Source organism: Streptomyces sp. NPDC042371, assembly GCF_056437465.1.
Genome location: NZ_JBWKAP010000010.1, coordinates 126304 through 141211 on the forward strand (window position 1 = coordinate 126304; position 14908 = coordinate 141211).

Consider the following 14908-nt stretch of genomic DNA (forward strand, 5'->3'; position numbering starts at 1 on the left):
TTCGGACGCGGAGAACCGTATCGCCCCACGATCATGGCCGTAATCGTTCGTTGCGCGGCCCTTACAGTCGTGACGACTTCAGGACCATGTGCAGCAGCAGCCGGTCCTCGCCGTCGTCCAGATCGAGGCCGGTGAGCTGCTCCACGCGCGACAGCCGGTAGTACAGCGTCTGGCGGTGGATGCCCAACTCGGCCGCCGCGCGGCCCGCCTGGCCCGCGCAGTCGAGGAACACCTCGGCGGTGCGGGCCAGTTCGCGGTGGGCGGGGGCGAGGAGCTGAATGCCCACGGGGTCGTGCGCCGCCTCCGGAGGCAGGGTGGTCAGCAGGCGGTAGGGGCCCACGTCCGACCACTGCGCCACCGGGCCGAAGCGCCGCTCGGCCAGCGCCGCGCGCGCCGCCCCCGACGCCTCCCACCAAGCCGCGCCCAGGTCCTCCAGGCCGTGCCGGGCACCCGCGATACCGGCCGCCGCCCCCGGCGCCGCGTCGAGCAGGCGCGACGCCGCCGTGTGCGCGGGCGACAGCGCGTCGGCCGAGCGCAGCCGCACCAGCGCCGCCAGGGACTGCGCGGTCGTGCCCCACGGCACCGTGCACACCGCCGTCGCGCCCGGCACCGTACGGGCCGCCGGGGCGTCGTCCGGGTCCGCGGAGCGCCAGGGGGCCACGCACACCACGGCGTGCAGGCCGTCGCCGCGCGAGCCGAGCGCCGTGCGCAGGGCCGCCACCGCCATGTCGCGCTGCCAGCCGCGCTCGGCCGTCAGGACCGCCCGGAACTCCCGGGTCAGGTCGGCGCCCGCCTGCGCCTCGTCGGCGAGCAGCGCGCCGATCCGGGTCGCCACCTCCATGGCGGCGGTCAGCTGCTGCTCGCTCGGGCCTGGGTCGCCGTCGAGCAGCCACACGTACCCGAGGGCGAAGCCCCGGTGGCGCACGGGCAGGCAGATGCGGCCGCGGTGGACGCCCGCCTCCGGGGTGGGCGGGATGCGGACCGGGGCCGTGGCGCGCGTGATGCCGAAGCTCTCGAACCAGGAGCGGACCTCGGAGGTGGACCGGCGGGTCAGGATCGACCGGGTCCTGACCGGGTCGAGGACGGTCGCGTCGAAGCCGCTGTCGCCCCCGCCGTCGTGCGCGCCGAAGGCGATCAGCTCGAAATCCCGGTTCTCCAGGGTCGCGGGGGCGCCGAGCAGCGCCGAGATCTCATCGACCAGTTCTTGGTAATCGCCCTTCATGCCCCCATTCTGGCGCGGCCCTGGACATTCTTCAGACATTTGTCTGAGATCCAGGGCACGGATGCGTGACAGCTGTCGATGGCTCCCGTTCGGGTGGATCCTTAAATTTCACGGTGGTTCTCCGTGCCGTACCGCCGCATTCCCTCCGCGTAGGGCTATGTCGGTATGGCCCCCGATTTCGTACACCCGTGGAGGTGCCCCGTGCTGGGTCCCGTGATCCTCGCCGCGTCCCGCAGCGACAAGATGCGCCGTTTCGTCTCGGCGGCCCCCGGCACCAAGCAGGTCGTCGCCCGGTTCATCGCCGGTGAGGGGGTCGACCAGGTCGTCCCGATCGTCGCCGACGCCGCCGACAAGGGCCTGGAGGTCACCCTCGACGTGGTGGGCGAGGACATCACCACCGTCGAGCAGTCCCACGCGGCCCGCGACGCCTATCTGGAGCTCATCGAGCGCCTGAAGGACCTCGGGCTCGGGACCAAGGCCGAGATGTCCGTGAAGCTGTCGATGTTCGGCCAGGCGCTGGAGGGCGGCCACGAGCTCGCGCTGAGCAACGTGCGCCCCGTCGTCGAGGCCGCCGCGGCCATCGGCACCACGGTCACCCTGGACGCCGAGGACCACACCACCCTCGACTCGATGTTCGCCATCCACGAGGAGCTGCGGAAGGACTTCCCGCAGACCGGCTGCGTCATCCAGTCCTACCTCTTCCGCACCGAGGACGACGCCCGCCGCCTGGCCGCCGCGGGCAGCCGCGTACGCATCGTGAAGGGCGCCTACAAGGAGCCCGCCGAGGTCGCGTTCCAGGACAAGGCGGAGATCGACAAGGCGTACGTCCGGATCGTGCGCATCCTGATGGAGGGCGACGGGTACCCGATGATCGGGTCCCACGACCCGCGCCTGATCTCCATCGCGCAGGAGCTCGCGCGGCGCGCGGGGCGCAAACTGGACGAGTACGAATTCCAGATGCTCTACGGCATCCGCAGCGACGAGCACCTGCGGCTCGCCGCGGAGGGCCACCGGATGCGGGTGTACACCGCCTACGGCACCGACTGGTACGGCTACTTCATGCGCCGTCTCGCGGAGAAGCCGGCGAACCTCCTCTTCTTCGGCCGCTCCATCCTCACCAAGGGCTGAGCTCCCTTCCCCCGACCCCCCTTAAGGAGATACGGAACTCATGGACGCTGTGACCCAGGTCCCCGCGCCGGTCAACGAGCCGGTGCACGGCTACGCACCCGGTTCCCCGGAGCGTGCCCGCCTCGAGACCAAGCTCAAGGAACTCTCCGAGAACCCCATCGAGCTGCCGATGACCATCGGCGGCGTCAAGCGCCTCGGTGGCGGCGAGCCCTTCCAGGTCGTGCAGCCGCACAACCACAAGGCCGTCATCGGCACCGGCCGCGGCGCCACCAAGCAGGACGCCCAGGACGCGGTCGACGCCGCCCTGGCCGCCGCCCCCGCGTGGCGCGCGATGTCCTTCGACGACCGCGCCGCGATCATCCTGCGCGCCGCCGAGCTGCTCTCCACCACGTGGCGCGAGACGCTGGCCGCCTCCACCATGCTCGGCCAGTCGAAGACCGCCCAGCAGGCCGAGATCGACACCCCGTGCGAGCTCGTCGACTTCTGGCGCTTCAACGTGAAGTACGCCCGCGACCTGCTCGCCGAGCAGCCCCCGGCGAACTCCACCGGCGTCTGGAACCGGCTGGACCACCGCCCGCTCGAGGGCTTCGTCTACGCGATCACGCCGTTCAACTTCACCGCCATCGCGGGCAACCTGCCCACCGCCCCGGCCCTGATGGGCAACGTGGTCGTGTGGAAGCCGTCCCCGACGCAGACGCACGCCGCCGTGCTGCTCATGCAGCTCCTGGAGGAGGCGGGCCTGCCCAAGGGCGTCATCAACCTCGTCACCGGTGACGGCATCGCCGTCTCCGAGGTCGCCCTGCACCACCGTGACCTCGCGGGCATCCACTTCACCGGCTCGACCCCGACCTTCCAGCACCTGTGGAAGACGGTCGGCGAGAACATCGCGAAGTACCGCACCTACCCGCGTCTCGTCGGCGAGACCGGCGGCAAGGACTTCGTCGTCGCGCACCCGAGCGCCGACCGCGCGATCCTGAAGACCGCGCTGACCCGCGGTTCCTTCGAGTTCCAGGGCCAGAAGTGCTCCGCGACCTCGCGCGCCTACATTCCGGCCTCCATCTGGAACGACGGGTTCAAGGAGGAGTTCGCGGCCGAGGTCGACGGCATCAAGATGGGTGACGTCACCGACCTGTCGAACTTCATCGGCGCCGTCATCGACGAGCGCGCGTTCGCCAAGAACAAGGCGGCCATCGACCGCGCCAAGGCCGACGACTCCTGCACGATCGTCGCGGGCGGCACCTACGACGACTCGGTCGGCTACTTCGTGCGCCCGACCGTCGTCGAGTGCACCGACCCGGCCAACGAGGTCTTCTCGACGGAGTACTTCGGTCCGTTCCTCGCCGTGCACGTGTACGACGACAGCAAGGCCGACGGGTACGACGAGATGCTGACCCAGATGGAGTCGGCGTCGGACTACGCGCTCACCGGCTCGGTCATCTCCGGTGACCGCGCCGCCGCCGCGTACACGATGGAGAAGCTCCGCTACGCCGCGGGCAACTTCTACATCAACGACAAGTCGACCGGCGCCGTCGTCGGCCAGCAGCCCTTCGGTGGCGGCCGCGCCTCCGGCACCAACGACAAGGCCGGTGCCCCGCAGAACCTCCAGCGGTGGACGCTGACCCGCGCCATCAAGGAGACGCTGGTCCCGCCGACCGAGTACGGCTACCCGCACATGGGCTGACGCCCCCTCGGGCCTTCGCGGCCCGCCCCTGAACCCCGCCTCCGATCTGGGCCCCACCCCGATCGGAGGCGGTGTCGTTTGCGGGGTCAGCCGAGGGCGTCGACGGCGATGCGGGTGATGTCCTCCGCGATCCGGTCCTCGCCCGGGGTGTCCGGGTCGAGGCGGGTCGTGTAGACGGAGACGACCAGGGGCGCGCGCTTCGGCGGCCAGGCGACGGCGACGTCATTGACCCCGCCGTAGGCAGGCGATCCCGTCTTGTCGCCGACCCGCCACTCCTTGGGGAGCCCGGCCCTGATCCGCTTGTCGCCGGTGGTGTTCTCCAGAAGCCAGCGGGTGAGCTGGCCGCGGTCGAGCGGGTGGAGGGCCTTGCCGACGATCAGCTTGCGCAGGTTCTCGGTCATGACCGCGGGGGTCGTGGTGTCCCGCCGGTCACCGGGGATGTTGGTGTTGAGGTCGGTCTCCCACCGGTCGAGACGGGTGTGCGGGTCACCGAGCGAGCGCGCGAACTCGGTGATGCCGGATGGACCGCCGAGGCGCCGCATCAGCAGATTGGCGGCCGCGTTGTCGCTGTACGTGATGGTCGCGTCGCACAACTCCCGCACCGTCATGCCGGTTTCGAGGTGCATCTCGGTGCGCGGCGAGTGCTCGACGAGGTCGTCGTGCCCGTACCTGATCAGTACGTCGAGCAGTCCGGGCTCCCGCTCCCGCGCCCGGCGCAGGATCGCCGCGGCGGCCAGGACCTTGAACGTCGAGGCGATGGCGAAGCGTTCGTCCGCACGGTAGGCGACCACGGCGCCGGTCCCGGTGTGCAGGGCGTGCACGCCGATGCGGCCGGGATAGCCGTCTTCGAGGGCGCGCAGGCGGCGCAGGGTCTCGGGAGAGGTGTCGGTGGCGGTACCTGAGGCGGCGGAGGCCTGTGCGCTCGCGGTGCCGGAGACCGAGAGGAGCACGGGGGTCGCGGCCGCGGTGCCGAGTACCGTTCGACGGGATGCGGATAACGTCATGATCCCGACGGTACCGGCAGCGGGTTCCTGGACGCCGCCGTGATCACCTCGTCCAGTACGTCGCGGGCCCGCAGCAACTCCGCGACCTGGCGGTCGATCCTGGCCCGCTCCTCGGTCAGCTCGTCCACCAGCCAGGGGGTCGCCGTCTCGGAAGGGCCGCCGTCCCCGTCCCGCATGCACGGCAGGAGCTGGACGATCTTCGCGCTGCACAGGCCCGCCGCGAACAGCTCCTGGATGTGGACGACCCGGTCCACCGCGGACTCGGGGTAGTCGCGGTGGCCGCCGGGGGTGCGCTCCGCGTACAGGAGGTTCTGTTCCTCGTAGTAGCGCAGGGACCGCACGCTCACAGCGGTACGCTTCGCCAGCTCGCCGATCCTCATGCCCGTGCTCCTTCGCACTTGAATCTCACACCGGTGTCAGCTTCTACCGTTCCGGCATGACGAACACCGAGCTTCTCTCGCCCTATTCCGCAGGCCCCATCGGCCTCCTCGCCAACCGTATGGTGATGGCCCCCATGACCCGCGCCCGCGCCGCGGAGGACGGCACGCCGCTGCCGGTCGTCGCCGACCACTACGCCCAGCGGGCGGGCGCGGGACTCATCGTCACCGAGGGCATCTGGCCCAGCAGCCGGGGCCAGAGCGGCTGGCGCTACCCCGGGCTGCAGACCGCCGCCCACATCGCGGGGTGGCGGCGGGTCACCGACGCCGTGCACGCCGCGGGCGGCAAGATCTACGCGCAGCTCATGCACGGCGGCCGCAACGGCCACCCGCTGGCCCGCATCGACGGCGACCTGCCGCTCGCGCCCTCCGCCGTGACCCCGCCAGGCCACGCGCACGGCCCGGACGGCACCAAGCCCGACTACGTTGCGCCGCGCGAGATGACCCGGGACGACATCCGCACGGCGGTCAAGGACTTCGCGGACGCCGCCCGCAACGCCGTCGCGGCCGGGTTCGACGGCGTCGAACTGCACGGCGCCAACAGCTACTTGATCCACCAGTTCCTCGCGGACAACACCAACCTCCGCGACGACGAGTACGGCAGGGGCTCGATCGCCGACCGCATCCGCTTCGCCGTCGAGGTCGTTCACGCCGTCGCCGACGCCATCGGCGCCGCACGGCTCGGTCTCCGGCTCTCGCCCGGCAACCCGCAGTTCGGCATGGCGGAGGCCGACCCCGGCCCCGTCTACCGCGCGCTGCTCGACGAGATCGACGGACTCGGCCTCGCCTACCTCCACCTCACCGACAACGACCGCTACCCGGCCCTCGCCGACCTGCGGCCCCGCTGGCACGGCATCCTCATCGGCAACGTCGGCGAGAACGGCGACCCGACGACACGGCAGGCGGGCGAGGCCGTCCTCGCGTCCGGCCTCGCCGACCTCGTGTCGTACGGGCGCGCGTTCATCTCGAACCCCGACCTGCCGGAGCGGCTCGCCGTGGGAGCGCCCCTCCAGGAGATCGACGCGGCCCACCTCTACACGAACGGCGCGCGGGGCTACACCGACTACCCCTTCCTGGCGCGGGAGCTGGTCTCCGCTCAGACCTCCACGAGCACCTGATCGAGCGACTTCCGCACGAGGTCGGGGACCCGGCAGTCCGGCGCCGGATACCCCACGGGGATCACCGCGAACGCCTTCTCGTTCTCGGGGCGGCCGAGCACCTGCTGCAGGAACCGCATCGGGCTCGGCGTGTGGATCAGCGCGGCGAGGCCCGACAGGTGCAGGGCGGACAGCAGCATCCCCACGGCGATGCCGACCGATTCGTCGACGTAGTAGTGCTTGTGCTTGGTGCCGTCCTCGCCCAGCCAGTACCGCTGCTGGAAGACGACGATCAGGGCGGGCGCGTCCGTCAGGTGCGGCTTCACCTCGTCCGTGCCCAGCGGGCGCAGGGCCGCGAGCCACTCCTCGCCGAGGCGGCCGTCGTACGAGATCTGCTCCTCGTGCTCGGCGGCCTCACGGATGCGGCGGCGGATCTCCGGGTCCTGGACGAGGACGAACGTCCACGGCTGCTGGTGCGCGCCGGACGGTGCCGTCGCCGCGCACGCGATGGCGTCCCGCACGACCTGCGGGGGCACGGGGTCGGAAGCGAACTGGCGCACCGTCCGCCGTTCCTGCATCCGGCCCCTCAACTCGGCGGAGTGCGCGAGGGATTCGGCCGCGGGCATCCGGTCGGGGCGGTACGGGACGGAGCTGTAGGGCTCGCCGTGAATGGGGGTCCACTCTCGCTGCTGCTCGGTGTCATCAGACATGGTCCGATTCTGCTGCGGGGGACGGCGTCCGCGCCATGGTGCAGACCAATTGGGATCAGCTCCAGCCGGTCACGATCAGGGCGAGGCCCGCGGTGAAACCGGCGCCGAGCAGGGCGAGGTACAGGGCGTAGCGGCGTCGCAGGCGGTGGACGAGGAAGCCGAAGGCGCCGAAGGCGAGGCCGACCGTGAGGGTGCGGGAGCCGCGGGAGAGGACCGAGTGGGCCAGCCAGTCGGACGGGGCGATGCCGGCGCGGCCCGCCTCGCGCGCGTACACCTTGAAGGGGATGCCGTTCCAGGGCTGGTGGCGGACGGCCGCCGCCGATTCGACGGCAAGCTCCTGGCGCACCTCGGCGCGCATCCGGTCCGTCGTCAGCGGGTGCGGCAACTGCACTCCCGCGGCTGCCAGTTGAAGGGCGAGCAGGCCACCGGCCAGGCTGCCCGCGAGCGCCGCGAGCGACAGCTTCAGGGCCCGGCGCGGCACCGCGACGCACGCGATCGCGAGGAACAGCTCCGGCATCAGCGGCCAGCTCAGCGCCTCCGCGCACGCCCAGAGGAAGCCGACGAGAAGTCCCCGGCGGGACCCTGCGACCGCGGCGATCCGCTTGCGCGCCGCCGAGTCCGCCAAGGGCTCCTCCGCCGTACGCCGGCGCAGCGCCGCCACCGCGGCGCGGGCCTGCTCCGGGGTGGCCGATGCGGGCAGCGGCGCGCCGACCGCGACGCGGACCAGGGCGGGGCGGAGCCTGCCGTGCTTGGGCAGCAGTCGGTCCGTGCCCGCGATGGCCACCGGCACGACCGGGACGCCCGCGTGCTCCGCGAGGACGAGGGCGCCGCGGTGGAACGACCCCAGCTCACCGTCCCGCCCGCGAGTGCCCTCGGGGAAGAGGACCACGGCGCGGCCCGCGCGCAGCCCGTCGGTCCTGGCCAGGAGGTCGTCCATGCCGCCGCCCGTGCGGCGCACCGGGAAGCCCGCGGCGAGGCGGCTGCAGATCCGGCGCCGCCACGGCGAGGCGAACCAGTAGTCGGCGGCCGCGCCGATCGCGGGGGAGTGCCGGGCGTCCAACGCGGCCAGCAGGGCGGCGGTGTCCGCGTGCGAGGAGTGGTTGGCGACGACGACGCAGCCGCCGCGCGGCAGCCGCCCACGGCGTTCCACGCCGCCGGTGAGCGTGAGCAGGGTCCACCACAGGGCGCGACGGAGGAGGGCTGCCACGGGGCTCCGCGGACCGGGCACGTGGCTCGGTCGGTCACCGGCTCCGCCGAGTTCGTCCTCGATCGCCGGACGGGCTCGATCTTCTGCGGCAGGTCTTGAACATGTCCTCGACTGTGTCCTCACAGCGTCACCACCATCGTCAGCAACAGCGCCACCAGCAGCGAATCGATCCGGTCGAGCAGACCACCGAACCCCGGCAGCCAGCTCCCCGCGTCCTTCACGCCCGCCTCGCGCTTGACCATCGACTCCAGGAGGTCGCCGAGGACACAGCCGACGAGCACGGCGGCCCAGAGGACGGGGGTGAACGCGCCGACCGCGGCCAGTGCGGCGGCCGTCGCGGCGGCGGCTCCCGCGACTCCGGCCCAGGTCTTGTTGGGGGAGAGCGGGGACAGGGGGCGGGCGAGCGGGCCGCTGCGGCCGAGTGCCGTGCCGCCACACCACGCGCCCACGTCCCCGAACGCCACCGCGACGCCCACCGCGACCGCCGTGTCACCGAGCAGGACGAGGCCGCTCAGCGAGAGGGGGATCCACAGGAGCCCAAACGCCGTGCGGCACGCGCGCGTGAAGCCTCCTTCGGCGTCTCCGGAGAAGAGCGCGACCGCGGCGGCGGCGATCAGGAGCGCACCGGCCGCCCGCAGGTCGAGGGCGCCCGGCGCGGCCCACGCGGCGCCGGGCACGGCCACCGCGGCGCCGCCGAGCACGGCACGCTCACCGCGGGGCAGCGCGGCCATCCGCGCGTACTCGCCGACCGCGATCACCCCGAGCCCGGCCGCGAGCGCGAACGCCCCCGCCCGCCCCACGAAGAACGCCCCGAGGAAGAGGGGCGCGGCGAGCGCCCAGGTCCGCCACCGCTTGCGCAGCTCCGCCCGCATCCGCACCCGCGAGGGCAGCGCCGCGACGGCGACCCCACCCGCCCCGAGCACCCCGGCCACGACGGGCACGGCCCGACCGGCAGCTATCCCCGCTTCCCCCACCACCAAGGCCCCACTCATCGCGCACCGCCCAGCCCGACCGGGCCCTCCGCGCCGTCGAGCTCGCGCCACAGGCGGCCCAGGCGCAGGCCCGCCGTCAGCGCGGAGCCCGCCGCGAGCGCCGCGAGGACCGGTACCGTCCACCCGGACGCCGCCGCCACCACGACCAGCGCACACCGCTCCGTCTTGCCGACCGGGCCGCCGTTCAGGCGCCCCGCGCCCGCCGCCGCGCCCGCGAGCGACACCCAGGACGGCAGCGTCGCGGCGAGGCCCGCCGTCGCCACCAGCCACAGCGGGGCCAGCGGCAGGAAGCCCGCGAGGACGATCAAGTCGGCGGCCCGGTCGCCCAGTTCGTTGAGGAGCGCGCCCCTGCGCGTCGTACGGCCGGTGTCACGGGCCAGCGCGCCGTCGAGGTTGGCGAAGGCCAGGCGCGCGGCGAGGAGCAGCGCCACCAGCGGCGCCGAGAAACCGAAGGGCAGCCCGGCGAGTGCGGCGGCGGCGCCCGCCGCGCACACGACGCCCGCCAGCGTGAGGGTGTCGGGCGACACCTCGCGACGGACGAGCGCCGCACGCACGCCGGACAACTTGTCCGCGTACCAGGGCTTGAGAGCGTAGAGGCCGTTCATGACAGTGACTCTGCCGTCGGCGGGCCGCGGGCGAATCGGGGTGCGTACTCAGCTGCGGCCTGAGTACCGTGGGGACGTGAACACCGACGTGAACACCCTGCGCAGAGCGCACACCAGTGATCTGACGGCGGCCGAACTGCGGGCCGCGCGCGCCCTGCTCGACGAGGCGTTCGACGGTGACTTCAGCGACCAGGACTGGGAGCACGGCCTCGGCGGCGTCCACGCCCTCCTGCACGACGCGGCAGGCACCCTGCTCGCGCACGGCTCCGTGGTCCAGCGGCGGCTCCTGCACAACGGCCGCTCCCTGCGCATCGGTTACGTCGAGGCGGTCGCCGTCCGCCCCGACCGGCAGCGGCAGGGCCTCGGCGGGCAGGTGATGGGCGCCCTGGAGCAGGTGGTCGACGGGGCGTACGAGCTGGGGGCGCTGTCGGCGTCCGACGAGGGCGCGCGGCTCTACCTCGCGCGCGGCTGGCAGGAATGGAAGGGCGCGGTCGGTGCGCTCGGCCCGACGGGCGTGGTCCACATGCCGGAGGAGGAGCCCCCGCTGCTCTGGGGCGCGGACCTGGACCCGGCGCACGAACTCCTCATCGACTGGCGGGACGGGGACGTGTACTAGTCCCGGTCACCGGCTACCGGTCCTGGTTCGCGGTTGCCGCGCTGACGATCATCTTGCCCCGGTTCTCGCCCCGCAGCATCCCCAGGAACGCGTCCACGATCCCGTCGAACCCCTCCACCACGGTCTCGTCGAGCCCGACCCGCCCGCTCCGCAGATGCGGCACCACGAACTCGTACAGCTCCTCCTGCAGTTCGTAGTAGTCGCGCACGAGGAAACCCTCCATGCGCAGGCTCTTCTCCACGATGTCGGGGAGGTTGCGCAGCGCGTAGGGCGCGCCCGTCGCGTTGTACTGGGCGATCGTGCCGACCCGCACGATCCGACCGCGGTCGCGCAGCGAGGAGATCGCGGCCTCCAGGTGCTCGCCGCCCACGTTGTCGACGTACAGGTCGATGCCGTCGGGCGCCGCCTTGGCGAGGAGGTCGGCGGCCGGGCCCGCGTGGTAGTCGAAGACCTCGTCGTAGCCGACGTGTTCGGTGAGGTACGCCGCCTTCGCCGCCGTGCCCGCGCTGCCCACGAGCCGTCCCGCGCCCATGAGCCGGGCGAGGCGGCCGGTCGCCGTGCCGACCCCGCCCGCCGCCGCGGAGACGAACAGGTCCTGGCCCTCGCGGAGTTCGGCGATGCGGGTGAGACCGACGTAGGCGGTGAGGCCCGTGCCGCCGAGGATGCTCAGATGCGCGGAGAGCGGGACGCCGTCGAAGCGCGGCAGCCTGCGCACCTCGTCCGGCGTGACCACGGCGTGCGTACGCCAGCCCTGCCGGTGGCCGACGATGTCGCCCTCGGCGAGTGCGGGGTCGCGGGACGCGACGACGCGGCCGATGGTGCGGCCCTCCAGCGGGGCGTCGAGCGCGAAGTCGCCGTCCATCATTTCGCGGTGGTACGGGTCCACGGACCAGTAGAGGCCCTCGACCAGGGCGGTGCCGGGCGCGAGCCGGGGGAGCGGGGACTCCACGAAGGCGAAGTGGGCGGGGGTGGGGAAGCCGTGGGGGCGGGAGGTCTGGTGCACGGTGAGTGCGGTCTCGGTCATGTCCGTGACCGTAGGCAGGAATGCGGGCGCGGGGGAGTGGGTTGCGCTCATGGAACGGCCCGGACCATGAAGGGTCCTCATAGAAGCAGGTGAGACCGCTGTCCCGGACGACGCCCGCCGATCTCGCGCCGCACGAGCTCCGCATCCTGGTCGCCGTCGACCAGGAGCGCGGGTTCTCGGCGGCCGCCCAGGCCCTCGGCCTGACCCAGTCCGCGGTCTCGCACTCCATCCGTGGCACGGAGCGCAAGGTCGGCGCCGTGCTCTTCGACCGCGGCAGGAAGGGCGCGACGCCCACCCCCGCGGGAGCCGCGGCCGCCGCGCATGCCCGGCGCGTGCTGCGGCTGCTCGATACGCTGGTCGCGGAGGCGCGGGGCGCGGCGCGGGCGCAGGCGCAGGGCGGCCGGGGCGACGGCGACGCCGCGGGAGGCGTGACGGGGACGACGCTGCGCATCGCCGCGTTCCGCAGCGCCGCCCTGCACCTGCTGCCCGCCGCCCTGGGGCGCCTGGCCGCGAGCCACCCCGGGATCAGGCCCGAGGTGCGGGTGGTGCGGGAGCTGGGCGCGGGCACGGCGGGCGAGGTCGCCGAGGGGCGCGCCGACGTCGGGATCGCGACGCTCGGGGCGACCTCGCCGGTGCCCGCCGGGCTCATCGGTGACGTACTCCTCGAAGAGCCCTACTCGCTGGTGCACCCGGCGGGCCACCCCGACCCGCGCTCGCTGCCGCTGGTGGACTGGCACGAGAACTGCGGCTCGTACACGCGGGAGTGGTGGGGGCGGCAGGACTGGATCCCCTCGGCGACCGTTCTGACCGAGGACGACGGAGCAGTGCTCTCGATGGTGAGCAATGGTCACGGCATGGCGATCATGCCTGCCCTCTCCCTGACCGGAGCACCGGACACAGTCGAGATCACCGATCTCGGAACGGTCCGCCCGACCCGTTCCGTGGGCTACGTCACCACCCCTGAGCTGGCTCATTCGCTAGCCGTCCGAGCCCTGATCCGCGAGCTCAGAGCGTCGCGCGCGTGAAGGCCGTCTCAGATAGTAGGAAGTCCGAGTAATTGTGGAGACAGACGCTCCGTCCTCCCTTAGCTTGGAAGAAGCCGAACGTCTCGCTCGATCAAGCGAATGGCGGTCGTGAGCCGGAGCCGCACGCAGGCGAACCCTGCCGCTCCGTCGCTCCCCGCCCCCCGGCGTCTCGAATGAACACACCCTTCCCTCAAGGAGTGGATCCCCCATGGCCGAGACGACCGCCCGCCGAGTCCGTCACACCTCCCGCACCAGCGACGCCGAGCGCAGGAACGCCGCCGCCGCCCTCCAGCGAGCCCTCGACCGCAGGGACAACGGCGGCGAAACAGGGCACTGAGTTCGCCGAGCCCATTGGGCCCACTGAGCCGACTGGGCTCACTGGGCTCACTGGGCTCACTGAGTCCCGCGTACGACCTCGAAGTGGTCGATGCGCTCGCCGTTCTCGGCGAGCGCGGAGACCGAGAGCCTGGGGCGCGCCCCGGCCGTCACCTCGACCGCGAGGAACGAGAAGCCGGTGTAGCGCACCCGCGACCACCCCACGGTGTCCGGGTCGGGACGGCGTGACTTCGTCCAGTGGAAGGTCACGATGCCTTCGTGATCGTGATCGTGGACGTTGCCCTCATAGCTGTCCTTGACCCCGGGGCCGAAGCCGTAGAGGTCCTTGCCCGCGCCGCCCGCGGTGACGTACACGATGCCGTCGCGCGTCGGATCGGTCGACGCGCCGACCGGCACGGGCTTGCCGACCTCGCCGCCCTTGATGGCGTCCGTGCGTTCGTAGACGTGGTTGTGGCCGTTGACGACCAGGTCCACCTGATGCCTGGTGAACAGCTCGAGCCACGCGTCGCGCACGCCGCCGTCGGAGGCGTGCGTCGACGTGGAGTACATGCAGTGGTGGAAGAAGACCACCACGAAGTCGACGGCGTCGTCCGCGCGCAGCTCGCGCAGGCGCCGGTCGAGCCAGGCGGTCTGCCGCCCGTCCGTGTACCCCTTGTTGGCGGGGATCTCGTACGAGACGTCGTTGGCGTCCAGTGCGACGACGCCGACGTTTCCGTACCGGAAGGAGTAGACGCCCGGCGCCTTCTCCGGGTCGAAGCCGTTCTCGGGGAGCGACCAGCGGGCCCGCTGCCCGCCGTAGCCGTTCGGCGAGTACCAGGCCTCCATGTCGTGGTTGCCGGTGGTCACCATCCACGGCACCGACTTGGCGACGGACTCCGTCTGGGCGAGGAAGGTGTCCCAGACCCGCGCGTCATAGGTGTCCGAATCCTTGCCGTGCCCGGTGGTGTCCGCGTAGCAGATGTCGCCCGCATGCAGGTGGAACGACGGGTTCTGGCCCAGGATCACCTGGTCGTTGGCGAGCGCGTGGTAGCTGACGCCCTGGTCGCCGAAGGCCGTGAAGACGAACTTCTCCGGCTGTGCGGGCGCGGTCCTGAACGAGCCGATCGTCGCCATCCGTCCGGGCGACGCCGGGTCGAAGCCGTCGTGGCCGACGCCGTAGTAGTACGTCGTGCCGAGCCTGAGGCCGTCGAGCGCCGCGTGCAGGTAGTACTGCTCGACCGCGGGCAGCTTCTTCGACAGCGACGGGGTGTGCAGGTCACGCACCTCCGCCGCTACTTTCTGACCGAGGTCCCACGGCTCCGTCCCCAGGCGTACGTAAGGGGACTTGACCGCGAGCGGGACCTGCCAGGAGATCCGCATCTGGGTCTGCGGGTCGGCGCCGAAGGCGAGGTGCCTGCCGAAGGGGGCCACCAGCCTGCCGTCGACCCGCACCGGCGCGGACGGCGCGGCCAGGGGGTGCGCCGACGACGTACCCGCCCCGGCGGCGCCCGAAGTGCCGACCGCGCCCGAACTGCCGCCGAGCAGGGCCACCCCGCCGACCGCCCCCGCCGTCGCGAACGAGCCCGCGAGCACCTTGCGGCGGGAGAGCTTCCTGCGCAGGTACTCGTGCTGTTCGGGCATGCTCATCCGGGCCGCGAGCTCCTCCGGAATGCCGACGTTGGGAGTGTCCATGGCAGGAAACTTCCCAGCGGGGCCCAACTCCCGCCGTACGCCGGGATGAACAGCGTCTGTCCATGAGGCAGCCGTCCATGAGGCAGCCGTCCACGAGGCGACTGTCCGCATGACGGACACCGCATGTCATCCCGTGGGACGAAGAGTACGGTG

General features: G+C 72.4%; 15 protein-coding genes. 6 read left to right on the plus strand and 9 right to left on the minus strand.

The window, feature by feature from the left end; all coding sequences use genetic code 11:
- Positions 1-61: 61 nt before the first annotated feature.
- A complete protein-coding gene (locus tag AC068B_RS29040; RefSeq protein WP_478674580.1) occupies positions 62-1222 on the minus strand; it encodes a PucR family transcriptional regulator in 1161 nt (386 codons plus the stop codon).
- A gap of 201 nt (positions 1223-1423) precedes the next feature.
- Here AC068B_RS29040 and AC068B_RS29045 point away from each other — a divergent pair, with 201 nt between their 5' ends.
- Both AC068B_RS29045 and pruA read left to right on the plus strand, forming a co-directional pair.
- Positions 1424-2350, plus strand: coding sequence for a proline dehydrogenase family protein (locus AC068B_RS29045; protein WP_356257005.1), 927 nt, complete (start codon positions 1424-1426; stop codon positions 2348-2350).
- A 40-nt stretch (positions 2351-2390) separates the two neighbouring features.
- Positions 2391-4031, plus strand: a complete 1641-nt coding sequence (pruA, locus tag AC068B_RS29050; protein WP_478674581.1) for an L-glutamate gamma-semialdehyde dehydrogenase — start codon at positions 2391-2393, stop codon at positions 4029-4031.
- An 86-nt stretch (positions 4032-4117) separates the two neighbouring features.
- On the opposite strand, the gene bla is transcribed toward pruA, so the two are convergent.
- Both bla and AC068B_RS29060 read right to left on the minus strand, forming a co-directional pair.
- The gene (gene bla, locus AC068B_RS29055; protein ID WP_478674582.1) at positions 4118-5035 is read right to left on the minus strand and encodes a class A beta-lactamase; all 918 of its coding nucleotides are present in this window, start codon (positions 5033-5035) and stop codon (positions 4118-4120) included.
- Positions 5032-5415: a MerR family transcriptional regulator gene (locus tag AC068B_RS29060; protein ID WP_478674583.1), complete on the minus strand. Its 384-nt coding sequence runs from the start codon at positions 5413-5415 to the stop codon at positions 5032-5034. Before AC068B_RS29060 ends, bla begins: the two co-directional genes overlap by 4 nt.
- Before the next feature lie 56 nt (positions 5416-5471).
- On the opposite strand from AC068B_RS29060, the gene AC068B_RS29065 reads away from it, so the two are divergent.
- Positions 5472-6590, plus strand: coding sequence for an alkene reductase (locus tag AC068B_RS29065; protein WP_478674584.1), 1119 nt, complete (start codon positions 5472-5474; stop codon positions 6588-6590).
- On the opposite strand, the gene AC068B_RS29070 is transcribed toward AC068B_RS29065, so the two are convergent.
- From AC068B_RS29070 to AC068B_RS29085, 4 genes are all read right to left on the minus strand, one after another.
- The gene (locus AC068B_RS29070; RefSeq protein WP_478674585.1) at positions 6569-7279 is read right to left on the minus strand and encodes a nitroreductase family protein; all 711 of its coding nucleotides are present in this window, start codon (positions 7277-7279) and stop codon (positions 6569-6571) included. The two genes, AC068B_RS29065 and AC068B_RS29070, sit on opposite strands and share 22 nt — an antisense overlap.
- 55 nt (positions 7280-7334) lie before the next feature.
- Positions 7335-8486: a lysophospholipid acyltransferase family protein gene (locus AC068B_RS29075; RefSeq protein WP_478674586.1), complete on the minus strand. Its 1152-nt coding sequence runs from the start codon at positions 8484-8486 to the stop codon at positions 7335-7337.
- 119 nt (positions 8487-8605) lie between these two features.
- A complete protein-coding gene (locus tag AC068B_RS29080) occupies positions 8606-9478 on the minus strand; it encodes a phosphatidate cytidylyltransferase (RefSeq protein ID WP_478674587.1) in 873 nt (290 codons plus the stop codon).
- Positions 9475-10083 (minus strand): CDP-alcohol phosphatidyltransferase family protein, encoded by a 609-nt coding sequence (locus tag AC068B_RS29085; RefSeq protein ID WP_478674588.1) that lies wholly within the window; start codon positions 10081-10083, stop codon positions 9475-9477. Before AC068B_RS29085 ends, AC068B_RS29080 begins: the two co-directional genes overlap by 4 nt.
- A 76-nt stretch (positions 10084-10159) precedes the next feature.
- Between AC068B_RS29085 and AC068B_RS29090 the strand changes: the two genes are divergently transcribed.
- Positions 10160-10699 (plus strand): GNAT family N-acetyltransferase, encoded by a 540-nt coding sequence (locus tag AC068B_RS29090; protein WP_478674589.1) that lies wholly within the window; start codon positions 10160-10162, stop codon positions 10697-10699.
- A gap of 13 nt (positions 10700-10712) precedes the next feature.
- Here AC068B_RS29090 and AC068B_RS29095 read toward each other — a convergent pair whose 3' ends face one another.
- Positions 10713-11723 (minus strand): NADP-dependent oxidoreductase, encoded by a 1011-nt coding sequence (locus AC068B_RS29095; protein ID WP_478674590.1) that lies wholly within the window; start codon positions 11721-11723, stop codon positions 10713-10715.
- Positions 11724-11821: 98 nt separating this feature from the next.
- Between AC068B_RS29095 and AC068B_RS29100 the strand changes: the two genes are divergently transcribed.
- Entirely contained in the window at positions 11822-12748 is a 927-nt protein-coding gene (locus tag AC068B_RS29100; RefSeq protein WP_478674750.1) for a LysR family transcriptional regulator, read from the plus strand.
- Between the two features lie 208 nt (positions 12749-12956).
- Positions 12957-13085 carry a hypothetical protein gene (locus tag AC068B_RS29105; protein ID WP_263398816.1) on the plus strand — a complete coding sequence of 43 codons (129 nt, stop codon included), beginning with the start codon at positions 12957-12959 and terminating at the stop codon, positions 13083-13085.
- A 56-nt stretch (positions 13086-13141) separates the two neighbouring features.
- On the opposite strand, the gene AC068B_RS29110 is transcribed toward AC068B_RS29105, so the two are convergent.
- Positions 13142-14755 (minus strand): purple acid phosphatase family protein, encoded by a 1614-nt coding sequence (locus AC068B_RS29110; RefSeq protein WP_478674591.1) that lies wholly within the window; start codon positions 14753-14755, stop codon positions 13142-13144.
- Positions 14756-14908 lie beyond the last annotated feature (153 nt).

Excerpts from the sequence above, each read along its gene's own strand:
- AC068B_RS29040 (WP_478674580.1), bottom strand. The coding sequence starts at position 1,222 with ATGAAGGGCGATTACCAAGAACTGGTCGATGAGATCTCGGCGCTGCTC.
- pruA (WP_478674581.1), top strand. The coding sequence starts at position 2,391 with ATGGACGCTGTGACCCAGGTCCCCGCGCCGGTCAACGAGCCGGTGCAC.
- bla (WP_478674582.1), bottom strand. The coding sequence starts at position 5,035 with ATGACGTTATCCGCATCCCGTCGAACGGTACTCGGCACCGCGGCCGCG.
- AC068B_RS29060 (WP_478674583.1), bottom strand. The coding sequence starts at position 5,415 with ATGAGGATCGGCGAGCTGGCGAAGCGTACCGCTGTGAGCGTGCGGTCC.
- AC068B_RS29065 (WP_478674584.1), top strand. The coding sequence starts at position 5,472 with ATGACGAACACCGAGCTTCTCTCGCCCTATTCCGCAGGCCCCATCGGC.
- AC068B_RS29070 (WP_478674585.1), bottom strand. The coding sequence starts at position 7,279 with ATGTCTGATGACACCGAGCAGCAGCGAGAGTGGACCCCCATTCACGGC.
- AC068B_RS29080 (WP_478674587.1), bottom strand. The coding sequence starts at position 9,478 with ATGAGTGGGGCCTTGGTGGTGGGGGAAGCGGGGATAGCTGCCGGTCGG.
- AC068B_RS29085 (WP_478674588.1), bottom strand. The coding sequence starts at position 10,083 with ATGAACGGCCTCTACGCTCTCAAGCCCTGGTACGCGGACAAGTTGTCC.
- AC068B_RS29095 (WP_478674590.1), bottom strand. The coding sequence starts at position 11,723 with ATGACCGAGACCGCACTCACCGTGCACCAGACCTCCCGCCCCCACGGC.
- AC068B_RS29105 (WP_263398816.1), top strand. The coding sequence starts at position 12,957 with ATGGCCGAGACGACCGCCCGCCGAGTCCGTCACACCTCCCGCACCAGC.
- AC068B_RS29110 (WP_478674591.1), bottom strand. The coding sequence starts at position 14,755 with ATGGACACTCCCAACGTCGGCATTCCGGAGGAGCTCGCGGCCCGGATG.